Below are 12,816 nucleotides of genomic sequence, written 5' to 3'. Positions count from 1 at the left end.
AGGGATTTTCATGCTCTCTTAGAGTTTTTAGTAGTCTTTCTTTCTGCTCTTGAGATAGATGGTTTTTTGCTGGCATATGTCCCTGTTCATAGCTAGGCACTTAATTTTATATTATACAAATAAGCTGCGTAACAGCTTATTGAGCCGAGATCCGTATAAGTGCAATTGATAAGCTTGAAAATGGTGAAAATAACAGTAACAAATGCTACAGTAATTACTAGGCAATGTCTGAAATCTCTGCTAGAAAAGGATTATAAATAAAATTGCTATTTAACCTGAAATTACCCAAAAAAGCTTTTTTTAGGTGTGTCATTTGAAGTGTACTGCGGAGGTAGGATGAGACAGGAAGAGTATGGTATGACAGTATGGTTCACTGGTCTCAGTGGTGCAGGGAAAACTACTATCTGTCAATTTGTGGAGAAGGAACTGCGGATACAGAAATACAGAGTTGAAGTTCTAGATGGCGATGCGGTGCGTCAGAATCTATGCAAAGGGTTGGGTTTCAGTAAAGAAGATCGAGAAGAGAATATTCGGCGCATTGGCTTTGTGGCTCATCTTCTTGCCAGAAATAATGTAATTGTATTGGTTTCGGCCATTTCTCCTTACCGCGAAATTAGAGAAGAAGTGCGCCAAAATATTCCATATTTTATTGAAGTTTACGTCAATGCATGATTAGAAGTTTGTGAACAGCGAGACGTAAAAGGCTTATATAAAAAAGCAAGAACCGGCGAGATTAAGCACTTCACTGGTATTGACGATCCGTATGAAATACCACTTCATCCTGAAGTCGAATGTAAGACTAACCAAGAAAGCGTTGTCCAAAGTGCAAGCAAGGTTTTAGAAAAGCTGGAAGAGTTGGGTTACATAGTTCCTAATGTGAATGAATTATGAGTTAAAGAAAGTTTTTAACTCATAACTCTTACTAGGATGCTAATAATTGCCGAATCATTCTAGCTACAGCTTTTTGCGTGAAGCGGCTGGCAATTTGTTGACCTAAACGTTGTACATCTGAATTTACCAATAACTGGGCAACTTTGGGCGCAAATTGTATTGGATCAAAGCCTTGTGTTTCTTGGAGAATACCTAATATACGTTTAATATGCTCTAAAGTTTGTTGTTGCTCAACTGTCGCTGCTGGAGCTTCATTAACTGCTGTCAAGCCAACACGTTCGCGCAACAATGAGGTAAAGTTATGCAAAACATTTTTACCTAAAGCATCAAGTCCGTTAACAGATTCATCTACTAGCTTGTCACGAATGAAAGCACCGCGTTCAGATGACAGAAATTCTATGCCTTGGTTCAGCACTAAGTTAAAGTCGTAGTCTTGACTATTACGCGCATTACGTAACAAGTTTTCTAAGCGATTCCAACGAAATCGACCATCTTTAAATAGCAAATCTTGCAATGATGCTCTTAATTGCGGTGCTGTGTCTGTTAACAGGCGTTTGGAAACGTAGGGATAAGCTTCGCTGAGGACTTTAAAGTTGGGATCTATAAATATTGCAATTCCTTCTAGCGTCACCAGCGAGCGAATAATTAAGGCATAGTAGGGTGGTACGCGGAAAGGATACTCATACATCAAGGCCGATAGTTCATCGGTGATGCTTTTTATATTAAGATCGGCAACACTGGCTCCTTGAGCATCAGCAAAGACTCTGGCAAAAGCTGGGATAATTGGTGTTAAATCGGTTTCTGGTGATAGGAAATCTAATTTAACGTAGTCTTTTGCTAAACCTTCAAAGTCACGGTTGACGACGTGGACGATCGCTTCAATTAAACCATAACGCTGTGGTGGCTTAATCTCGCTCATCATTCCGAAGTCAAGATAAGCCAATTTACCATCTGGTGTTGCTAATAAATTACCAGGGTGGGGATCGGCGTGGAAAAATCCATGTTCTAGTAACTGGCGCAAAGAACACTGGACACCCACTTCAATTAAATAACGAGCATCTATGCCTTGGGCGCTAATTTCTGCTGTCTGGGTTAATTTAATACCGTTAATCCATTCCATCGTCAAGACACGACGATTGGTATATTCCCAGTAGATTTTCGGTACGTAAATGTCTTTTATGTGACCGTATAATTCAAAGAATCTTTCGGCATTTTCACCCTCATGAATATAGTCCATCTCTTCAAAGATGCGATCGCCTAATTCATCGAGAATCCCAACTAAGTCACTTCTTACCCGTTTGACTTTTTTCTGTACCCAAGCGGCGAGTTTACGCAAGATATACAAGTCAATAGCGATCCGCTCTCTTAAGTCCGGGCGTTGGACTTTTACCGCGACTTCTTCACCTGTTTTTAGCTTACCTTTATATACTTGCCCCAAGGAAGCCGCAGCAATTGGCTGGGCTGAGAGTTCGGCGTAAACCTCTTCTGGAGGTGCGCCTAGTTCTTCCTGGATAAACTGGTAAGCAAGTTCGTTGGGAAAAGGTGGTAATTGGTCTTGTAGTTTAGTTAATTCTTCTAAGAATACGGTAGGAACTAAATCTGGTCTGGTGGACAAAGCTTGGCCAATTTTGATGTAAGCAGGCCCCAGTTTGGTCAGCAATTCTCGTAGTTGAGTGGCTCTGCGGCGATCATTTTTGACGACAATTCCCCGTTTACTATCCGACCACAACCCAAAAACAAAGGAGAAAGTCGGCCCCAACACGGCAAAAATCCGCCGTAAAACTTGCAGGGGTCTATTTTGGTAGTGCGCCGCTATGCTCACAGGATCGTAAAGCGTCTCAGGTTGAGCAGATGTCCTCACCTTTTGGGCAGCTAAGAGTCTTGGTGAACGTACAACTAAGTTTGGTGTACCATTTTCTTCTGGCACTATATCTATAACGTCCAGTTCGCCTCGGCTATCTGTGCCGTTGCGACTGTCCTCCTGAATCGGTCGGGAACTAGGGGGAAGTGTCTTAACAATCATGAAGAAGGCCACCAGTCAGAACGATCACATTAAGGATTGTAACAATTTCTTTACGAATTGGGAATTGGGCATTGGGAATTCAAAAGAGCAAAGGGGAAAACTAATCTCCCTGCTCCCTGATCCCTTGCTTCTTCCCCATTCCCAATGCCCAAAGTTTTGTTACAGTTAAACGGGCATACTAGTTCAATAGTATTAGGTATTGCTAGTTGCTGAAATATCATACCTATTGTCCTGTAAATTAGAAGTATCCGGCATCTGCCCTTGTGGAGAATTTGGCTTGATGTTGCTTTGTCTGCGAATTGAAAACTTTGCCCTAATCGACCAACTGGAATTGGAATTTGGCGCTGGACTAAATGTGCTTACAGGTGAAACCGGCGCTGGAAAATCGATTATTTTGGATGCCATTGATGCCGCTTTAGGCGGTAAAGTCTCTAGTCGAGTCATTCGCACGGGGACGAGTCGCGCAATGGTAGAAGCGACTTTCACCTCAAATGCCCCCTTAGCCGCTTGGTTGACCGAACAAGAAATAGATTTGCTTGATGAAAATTCCGTAGTCATTAGCCGAGAAATCACAGCCACTGCTAGTAATATCCGCAGTCGATCGCGGGTAAATGGTGTGTTGGTAAATCGGCAGATTATGGGAGGAATGCGCGATCGCTTGGTGGAAATCACGGCCCAAGGTCAAACTGTACAAGTAGGACAATCTGCTCAAGTCCGCGACTGGTTGGATTTATATGGCGGCGACTCTCTAATGCAACAGCGCCATAAAGTCGCCACGAATTTCAGTACTTATCAACAGGCGCATTTAGCATTAGAAAAACGCCGGACATCAGAACGGGAACGGTTACAACAACTAGATTTGCTCACTTATCAAGTGCAGGAATTGGGAGCAGCTAATCTGTGCGAACCTAATGAGTTGGAACAGTTGGGACAAGAACGGGAACGCCTGAATCATGTCGTAGATTTGCAACAGATGAGTTACAAGGTCTATCAGGCTTTGTATCAAAACGATCGTGAAACTCCTGCCGCCGCAGATTTATTGGGAGACGGTGAAGCGACATTAAATGACATGGTGGAATATGATACCCAACTGCAACACCTGTTGGAGTTGGTACGGGACGCGCAAGCTGCGGTAATGGAAGTGGGAAGACAGATTAATGCTTATGGGGATGGTTTGGAAGCCGATCCGCAGCGATTGGAAGAGGTGGAAGAACGAATTCAGGAATTAAAACAAATTTGCCGTAAGTATGGGCCGACACTTACCGAAGCGATCGCTTATTACCAACGCATCCAAGAGGAATTAGCCCAACTTAACGACAGCGAACAATCTATTGAAAAGCTAGAACAGCAAGAAAAGGCGTGTTTTGAAAAACTTACCCAAGCAACTAGTCAGTTAACTCAACTGCGGAGTAAGGCGGCTGCTAATTTAGAATCACGTTTGATAGCTGAACTTAAGCCCCTAGCGATGGAAAAGGTGAAATTTCTGGTTGAAATATTACCAGCTTTCCCCACTGCGATGGGAGCAGATAAAATTACTTTTACATTTAGTTCCAACCCTGGAGAACCACTGCAACCTTTAACGGAAGTTGCTTCTGGCGGGGAAATGAGCCGCTTTTTACTAGCGCTGAAAGCTTGTTTTTCTCAGGTTGATGTGGCTGGGACAATGGTATTTGATGAAATTGATGTCGGGGTTTCGGGAAGAGTCGCCCAAGCGATCGCGGAAAAATTACACCAGCTAAGTCAACGCAACCAAGTATTGTGTGTTACCCACCAGCCTTTAGTTGCAGCAATGGCCGATCGCCATTTCCGGGTGGATAAGCAGACTATCAATCAAGGTAAAGGTAAAAAAGCTAACAATGAAAATGCTGAACAGCGTACCGTTGTGAGAGTTACTACCTTGGATAATTTAACTACTCGCCGGGAAGAATTAGCACAGTTAGCTGGTGGTAAATCAGCAAGTGATGCGATCGCTTTTGCCGAATCTCTGTTATTGCAAGCCGCTAACCACCGTCGCGGGGAGAAAATTTGACAATAAGATTGTGTAAAAAAATGCCCAATTGAAGGGTTTTGAGCTTATTCCCCAACCCCAAGCAAATGTGGTTTTTTAGGAGAGCGCTAAGACAAAATTAGCAAAGTACAGAGGCAGAAATATCTTAAGATTCCCCGTCCTTTTTAGGGTGGAAAGCGTCAACTCGTTTGTCAGAATTATTGGTTGAATTGGAGGATTTGGAATAGAAGCCAGCTACCTCTGCCAAAGTATAAAGGGGTCTAGCTTTAACTTCTTCGTAGATGCGCCCTATATACTCGCCTAAGATGCCAACACTGACTAACTGCACAGATCCGAGAAAGAAAATTGCCATCAAGATAATTGTGAACCCAGTTAAAGGTGAATGGGGGAGAAAAAGCCGCCAATATAAGACTAATAAAGCCATGAAGATGGCAACCGCCGCCGCCACTAAGCCTAAATAGGTTGATAACCGCAGTGGCACTATTGAAAAGGATACTAAACCATTAATAGCAAGCGCCAAGGATTTGCGGAAAGTGTATTTAACTTCCCCAGCAAAGCGGGGGTTGCGCTCGAACCGAATTGCGGTTTGCTCAAAGCCAACCCAAGAACGTAGACCACGAATATAACGGGTGCGTTCTGGCATAGAATTGAGAATATCTACGATTTGCCGATCCATTAAACAGAAATCACCAGTATCAGTAGGAATCTCTACATCTGCAAGCTTCTTGAGGATGCGATAAAAGAAGTAGGCAGTAAAACGCTTAAACCATCCTTCCTTGAGGCGTTGAGTGCGTTGAGCGTAGACAACCTGATAGCCCTGTTGCCATTTTTCAATCATGTCTGGGATTAGTTCTGGCGGATCTTGTAAGTCAGCATCAAGGATGATAATAACTTGACCCCGAACAAAATTAAGACCAGCAGTAACTGCAATTTGATGACCAAAGTTACGAGCTAAACTCAGGTAGCAAATGCGTGGGTCTTTTTGATGGAGTTCTCGTAGTAGTTGTAAGGAGCGATCGCGGCTACCATCATTGATTAAAATCAATTCGACCAGACCATCCAGCCGATTCATTACTGCACTCAGTCTGCGGTATAGTTCAGGAATAATTTCTTCTTCGTTATAAATTGGAACAATCAATGAATACTTTGGTACCATCTAGGAATCTCATTTAATTTTTGAATAGCCAGGCTGAAAGACTGCTTGTCGCGATCGAGGTTTGGTTCTTAGTATACCTAGCAAAACTCAAGTCTTATTCCGATAATTTATTTGTTATTTGGATTTATGTAATCTGAAGAGTCTGATTTTTTAAGGCTTTCTACAGCTTTTTTGGGAAAAGTCCGACGATGGCGATACCAAGTAGACCCTGCTACCAGTATTCCAGTTAAGCCCAAGGCGAGTACTAGCGGCAAAAAATCACCAGTATTGACTGCCTTTAGACCAGAACTACCTAGTAGTACAAAAGGTAAGACACTAGGAACAGTACCAAGTGTTGTACCTAGAACATAATCTTTAAAGCTGATAGAAGTCAGTCCAGCCACAAAGTTGACTAAGCCATAAGGCATGATTGGTACTAGTCGGATGGCGAACATATAAAAAAGCCCTCCACGGCGTACCTCAGCATCCATAGCTTGCCAGCGTCCTGCGAGTCGTTTTGCAACTGTTTGCCGTCCAATAGTTCTAGTAAAAACGAAAGCAATGATTGCTGCAATTACTGCTCCAACACTAGTCCAGAAAGTACCCAGCCAAGGGCCAAAAATTGCACCTCCAGTCAAATTTAGTACTGTTGAGGGCAGAACTAACATTGTTGCCACAACGTACAATGCAATATAAATAATCGGTGCCCAGATTCCAGAAGACTTTAACAAAGCCTGAATTTGTGCTGGTTCAATGCCGCCAATCAGATATACTGCTATACCAGTCGCAATTATGCAACTCAGTGTGAGTAGCAAAATACCAGTTTTCAAGTTCCACACTAGAACTCTACTCCTACTTTTTTTGTAATACAACCCATCTGTCGCAAATGTCCCCTTTAATTAATTCGCATATAGCGTTTCCCGGCTTGGTGGAATACAAGAACCAAACCCCCAACCCACTCTTTGAGAGGGGGGCTATGATGTAACTCATTTGATTAAGGAAAGCTATAAGCGAGTTAAAAACGAAATGTCCTCAAAATGTTTGAAACAATCTTGAGAATAGTTAAGTTCTTGACAATACATTATAGAAATTCCTGTAAAGAGGTTATCTACTATGAAACTGATCTTACCACTCGATCTAGTTGCTGATATTGAGCCATACCTACCATCTGATATAGATGTTGTGAAGGTGGATAGTGAAGGTAATCTTGATGGTGATGCCAGTGATGCAGAAGTTTATGTCAACGGATTTTACCTGAAAACTTCTACTCTTGACAAAGTGCTAACAGCCGCACCCAGGCTGCGTTGGCAACAGTCGCCTAGTGCTGGTGTGAATCACATCCTCACACCAACTTTTTTGCAAAAGGACATTATTCTCACTAATGGCGCAGGGGTTCATGCGATTCCAATTTCGGAATTTGTACTGGCATTCATGCTGTATCACGCCAAGAATCTGCGGAAATTGCAAACTTTGCAAGATGAGCACACTTGGGTAAGAGGAGTCTTTCTCGAAGAGTTGGCAGACGCAACTTTATTAATTCTCGGCACCGGGAATATAGGTCAAGCGATCGCATCTCGCGCTAAAGCATTTGGTGTTAGAGTTTGGGGTAGTCGCCGCCATCCCAAACCCCTACCAAATTTTGACAAGATTGTTGGTGCTAATGAGTGGCGATCGCTCCTCCCAGCCACAGACTATGTAGTAATTGCTACACCACTAACTCCAGAAACTAAAGGCTCAATCGATGAAGCTGCATTGCGCTCCATGCGTCAGTCTGCTTACTTAATTAATATCGCTCGTGGTGCGATCGTGGATGAAGTTGCATTACTCACCGCACTACGTGAGGGATGGATTGCGGGTGCTGGATTAGATACAGTAGCTACAGAACCTCTGCCACCGGAAAGTCCTTTGTGGTCGCTACCAAATGCCTTTATCACACCCCATTGTTCAGCCCTTTCACCACGACTGAGAGAGCGTATAGCACAACTGTTTATCGACAATCTTATCCGCTACCAAACTGGTCAGCCCTTACGAAATGTCGTAGACAAGAAAGCAGGATACTAAGTAGGTCGGCGTAAATAATTATCGTTTGGATAAGGCAGGGAGCAGAGAGCAGGGGGAAAAAAGTCTTCTGTAGAAGCGGTTTATCACCCTCATCCCCCACTCCCCAATCACTTTACTTTCAGCGCCGATTTACCTAATGACTGGCAAATAACATCATTCTGTGGTGTATGGATACGACTACATAAAACGTCTCGGTAGTGTCGCTCTAAAGGATTGCTTTTTAACATACCAGGATTACCTGTCAGTTCTAAAGCAATCTCTACAGCCCTAATTGAGTTAGTTGTGGTCAGGTATTTAACAGCTTGGGACTGTAATCCTACATTAGACTCATACTCGCCCTTATCAATATCTTGAGCCAAGCTATAAATCAATCTATTGTTAGCAAACAGCAGTGATTCTATCTCACCCACGGCAGTTTGGAAGCGTGGTAGAGTTGCCAGTGGCTCTTTGAGATTAGAAGGCGATCGCTCCCAAAGATATTTTACCAGCCAGTCCCGCGCACTAGTAGCAACACCGAGATACAAAGCACTCACTGTCAAACTGCCCCAAGTTGAAATAAGCGGATCAAAGGATGGCGCAGCAGATATGGGATTGATATTCAGGGCATACTCTAAGGGGATTAATACATTCTCTAAAATCAGATCGTGGCTACCTGTAGCTCTCATGCCCAAGTGATCCCAGGTTTCGACAATTCGCAAACCGGGCAGATCGCGCGGAACTAGAAAACTACCAACTTGCGGTTCGTCCTCAGTTGTCCGCGCCCAAACAATAAAGTAACTCAGGATGGGACTACCTGTAGTGTATTGCTTGTGGCCTGTTAAACGCCAACCCTCTGTTGTCCCTTCGGCAATTGTGGCAGGTAATCCGCCTCTAGCTGGTGTTCCTAACTCTGGTTCGACACGGGCCGCATTAAGCAGGGCAATGCCTTCAATCGATTCACGACACAGCCGTTTATATACATCTGGATGCCAGCGACGGCTACGGGCTGCATTGGCATGTTGGAGATAATGCATCGTCAGTACTAGCGCGGTTGATGCATCGCCACGCGCTATCCCTTCAATGACTCGGCAGATAGTGTGCAACCCTAAACCCTCACCGCCTAATTCACGCGGAATGGTGAGGTTGAGTAATCCTGCCTCATGCAAAGCTGTAAAATTCTCGAAGGGAAAAGAACCTTCTTTGTCATGTACCCCTGCACAGGTGGCAAAATCCTTAGCCAGAACCTCAACCCGATCGAGAATATTGGGGGGAGTTTCTAAGCTTTTGATTACAAAGGTGTCTGCCACTGCTTGCTCCAACTTTGACATAAAGTAGCCTAAATCCTGCTTTCTTTTCTTCTTCAGTTTATGACCTTTAACTCAGGTCTTCTGGCGATCGCTAGTAATACTACTTAAAGCCGCTCGGAATTTAGGAATTAGTAAGTTATGCAAGTATGACACAAATAGCTTTCGCAGAGCAAGCCAAGCAGAGAATTTAGAATAGGACTTACGCAAGAGTTACGGAATAACGAACCGCAGAGGCGCAGAGAAGCCAGTGCGTTGGGCGGATTCCCCGACTTGAAGCAACTGGCGCGACACGGAGAAATGAGAATTTGAGAGATATTTTGCGTAAGTCCTATAGAAAAGGCTTTTAGGCAGGGGGGCTTGTGCGATTCGTTAACGCAAACCTAAAATTTCAGAAATCGCCGTTACAATATCTAAATAAAAGTTGCCTTTTACTGCACGAAATAATTCAAATTTGGTGTCAGGAGCACCAAAAAACGGTCTGAGAAACCATCCTAACTGCATACCAACAAAGGCATAAAGCAATAACCAGGATCTTAAAATAGTGGTGCGGGTTTTTTTGCCGACTTCATCTTGTTGAGAAAGTAATTGCATTCCTTCATACAAGAATTTCACACCAAAAATACCTGTAATGCCAAAAATGAACACATTCAACAATTTGAAAAATTGATAAGAATCTGGTGTAGTGATGAGAAAGAATAGTGTGACTGGTGCCAAGCTAAATAAAAGTACGCTAATCACTGATACAGAGGTGAGTAATACAACAAAATGTTGTTGAATACTGCTTCGGGAACCAAACAAGACATTAAAAAAGAACAAAGTCGGGAAACAAATAATCAGTGTTAATAAATAAAACGCTGGAAGTTTAATAGCGCCGGATAATGCCTGTGCCCAACTATGGGATGCACCGATAATCCCTCCATAAAGGGCAAAAAAGATAGAACTAGATACGAACAAAGAACTGATTTTATTTTGTAATCTTATTCCCTGACGAATTTCTTCTAAAAAAGATTGGCGATCGCGCAATAAAGTAATCAAAACACTGAATTTTTGAATTCCACGATTTTGCTTATTTAACATAACTTTATATGTGAGATATTTTGGGGAATTACTAATTACTAATTAACGAAATCCAAAGAGATAGCTAAGAGATTTAATGACGCTTAAATAGAAATTACCTTCTCTTTCGCGGAAGAGTTCAAAAACAGAACCAGGTGTACCAAAAAATGGTCTGAGAGTCCATCCTAACTGACTACCTACAAAAGCGTAAAGAAATAACCAAAATTTTACAATTTTACGGCGCGTCTTTGTACCTTCATCATCTTGTTCTAAAACTATATTTGTAGCCTGATATAAAGACGAAATTCCAATAAATCCGGTTAATGCAAAGATGAATACATTTAGCAGAATTAAAAATTGGTAATTATTGGTGGTAATTAAGAAAAACAGAGTTATTGGTGCAAAGCTAAATAAAAGTACGCTTGTAATTGAAACAGCAGTCAATACTAATGCTAAGTACTGTGCAAAAGTCCGTTTTGAACCAAAAATAATATTAGCAAAGAACAACGTCGGGATACAAATCAAGAGTGTAACTAAATAAAGGGCTGGAAGTTTAATTGCAGAAGACAAAGCTTGCATCCAGCTATGGTATGCACCAATTATTCCGCCATAACCAGCGAGAAATAAAGAACTACAAACCAGTAGAGAAATGATTTTGTTTGGTAATCTTGTCCCTTGGCGAACTTCCTCTAGAAAACCTGGGCGATCGCGCAGGAATCCAATCAGTACTGCAAAGTATTTTATTCCTGAAGATTTCCGTTCAATCATATTCGCCTCCCATAGATATTATTCAAGTTTCATCTGAGTAATCACCGCCAGAACCATACTTCCAGGCATCAATCAAACGATGCCAATAATATTGTTGTTCTTTTGGTTGATTCTTAATCCACGTTTCTAGCATTGGACTTAACGAAAACAACGCAGTGTAGATACCTAAATTACTGTAATGTAACATCCAATCTAACAAACTTGCCAAACCTACTTGCGGAATTATCTTGGTAACTATTCCAGGATGATATAAACCAGTTCTTAACAATGTTTGCGTGAGTGCCGAAAACTGCACTATATCTTGTAAAAATGGTTTTAGCACTGGTGTACCCAACTGTTGCATTTGCTGAAATACCTCTGAGAGTAATTGGTTAATTTGATCTGGGGCAATTTTCTGATTTACACCAACACTCATCGCTTTTTGAAACAACCAAGTAACAGTCAGACTTGGCTGATAGGGTTGCAGCAGTTTTAAAGCTTTTGCAGATAATTGTTCTGTTTCTAGTGCTTCGTAAATGCCATAAGTTAAACGCTTCAGGTGACGCACCATTGCCCCAAAACCACCAAAACTCAAGGGAGATTGACTACCACTGCTATCTCCCACTGTTAGAATGCGATTCCAAGGGGTTTTTAGTGGACTTTGACGATGGGTGGGAAAGAAACCAAACAAGGCCCGGTGAAATTTCAGCTTGTTCAATTCCACTCCCTGATATTCTGGTAGAAGACGCAGGTATTCCTCAAATAAAGCTTCTAAACTCAAGCGTTGGGGATGTGCATCCATGTAAGTAAATAAGTAAGTTGTTCTACCATCCCTGGCTGGAAAGGCTTCCCAGAAGTACTGACATTGATTTTGCAAGGATGTAAATGATAATAACAAGTCGCCTGAGTTATTTTCCAGAAAACCTTGGGCGCAAGTCCCCACAACTAAGCACAGTGCATCTGGTTTTTTGCATTGGCGTGCTTGTTGGCTGATGGGTGAAAGATGTCCCATCGCGTCGATTAATAACCGAGTTTTGAATTGGTTATTTACCATCACCCCATCTTGATGAACCACTGCTTCAGTAAAGGGTGTGTTTTCTAACAACTTTCCACCAACGGCGAGAAATCGGGTTTTCAATGTAGCCAGCAGATAAACTGGATCTACGCCGATATTCAAAACATTCTCTACCCAAACTTCTGTACCGCCAGCAAAACTAACTCGCGCTGGGTTATATTTAGTTGCGATCGCACTTGATAATTCTTCCTCAGTCAGCAAGTTCAATTCCACAAACACATCTAGTTCTTTGCGAGAGATATTCCATTCTTGTTCCCTCCCCTGCAAAATTCCCCGTTCTAGCAACGCTACCCGCAATCCCTTCACAGCCAAGGCGCAACCAATTAAAATGCCTAAAGTGCCACCGCAGATAAGCACATCGAAGTCTACAGCGCCTAAAGGTTGTTGATTTTCTTTAACTAACTGTGGTGTGGGTGAGGTGTTTTCTCGCAGAGATGTGAGGATGCGATCGCTTTGGCGCAACCCTTTTAAAACATCACCTGGTAATTGGGAAAGAATTTCTTCGGTTAAAGACATCGGGTTTAATTCCAGCAG

Annotated in this window: 9 protein-coding genes and 1 pseudogene; 3 read left to right on the top strand and 7 right to left on the bottom strand. The window is 42.5% G+C overall.

What is annotated here, in order from left to right; genetic code table 11:
• Positions 1-336: 336 nt before the first annotated feature.
• A pseudogene (cysC, locus tag V7K55_RS06260) lies at positions 337-891 on the top strand (adenylyl-sulfate kinase).
• Between the two features lie 31 nt (positions 892-922).
• Here the strand turns inward: cysC and V7K55_RS06255 are convergent.
• Positions 923-2,914: an ABC1 kinase family protein gene (locus tag V7K55_RS06255; protein WP_334829276.1), complete on the bottom strand. Its 1,992-nt coding sequence runs from the start codon at positions 2,912-2,914 to the stop codon at positions 923-925.
• 280 nt (positions 2,915-3,194) lie between these two features.
• Between V7K55_RS06255 and recN the strand changes: the two genes are divergently transcribed.
• A complete protein-coding gene (gene recN, locus V7K55_RS06250) occupies positions 3,195-4,943 on the top strand; it encodes a DNA repair protein RecN (RefSeq protein ID WP_334829278.1) in 1,749 nt (582 codons plus the stop codon).
• 124 nt (positions 4,944-5,067) lie between these two features.
• Here recN and V7K55_RS06245 read toward each other — a convergent pair whose 3' ends face one another.
• Together V7K55_RS06245 and V7K55_RS06240 are read right to left on the bottom strand one after the other, a co-directional pair.
• Positions 5,068-6,078, bottom strand: coding sequence for a glycosyltransferase family 2 protein (locus tag V7K55_RS06245; RefSeq protein WP_334829274.1), 1,011 nt, complete (start codon positions 6,076-6,078; stop codon positions 5,068-5,070).
• Positions 6,079-6,185: 107 nt separating this feature from the next.
• The gene (locus V7K55_RS06240) at positions 6,186-6,896 is read right to left on the bottom strand and encodes a TVP38/TMEM64 family protein (RefSeq protein WP_334829272.1); all 711 of its coding nucleotides are present in this window, start codon (positions 6,894-6,896) and stop codon (positions 6,186-6,188) included.
• 274 nt (positions 6,897-7,170) lie between these two features.
• Between V7K55_RS06240 and V7K55_RS06235 the strand changes: the two genes are divergently transcribed.
• Positions 7,171-8,118, top strand: coding sequence for a D-2-hydroxyacid dehydrogenase (locus V7K55_RS06235; protein WP_334829270.1), 948 nt, complete (start codon positions 7,171-7,173; stop codon positions 8,116-8,118).
• A gap of 107 nt (positions 8,119-8,225) precedes the next feature.
• Here the strand turns inward: V7K55_RS06235 and V7K55_RS06230 are convergent, their stop codons facing one another.
• The 4 genes from V7K55_RS06230 to V7K55_RS06215 all read right to left on the bottom strand — a co-directional run bounded on the left by V7K55_RS06230 (position 8,226) and on the right by V7K55_RS06215 (position 12,798).
• Positions 8,226-9,425, bottom strand: coding sequence for an acyl-CoA dehydrogenase family protein (locus V7K55_RS06230; protein ID WP_334829268.1), 1,200 nt, complete (start codon positions 9,423-9,425; stop codon positions 8,226-8,228).
• A gap of 348 nt (positions 9,426-9,773) precedes the next feature.
• Positions 9,774-10,481, bottom strand: coding sequence for an actin-binding WH2 domain-containing protein (locus V7K55_RS06225; RefSeq protein WP_334829266.1), 708 nt, complete (start codon positions 10,479-10,481; stop codon positions 9,774-9,776).
• A gap of 42 nt (positions 10,482-10,523) precedes the next feature.
• Positions 10,524-11,228, bottom strand: a complete 705-nt coding sequence (locus V7K55_RS06220) for an actin-binding WH2 domain-containing protein (RefSeq protein ID WP_334829264.1) — start codon at positions 11,226-11,228, stop codon at positions 10,524-10,526.
• Between the two features lie 22 nt (positions 11,229-11,250).
• A complete protein-coding gene (locus tag V7K55_RS06215) occupies positions 11,251-12,798 on the bottom strand; it encodes an FAD-binding oxidoreductase (RefSeq protein WP_334829262.1) in 1,548 nt (515 codons plus the stop codon).
• Between the last annotated feature and the right edge of the window lie 18 nt (positions 12,799-12,816).

This window comes from Nostoc sp. (assembly GCF_036919895.1).
Classification (GTDB): Bacteria; Cyanobacteriota; Cyanobacteriia; order Cyanobacteriales; family Nostocaceae; genus Nostoc.
The sequence above is the reverse complement of the archived record's forward strand: the minus strand, read 5'-3'. Positions and strand labels throughout refer to the sequence as shown.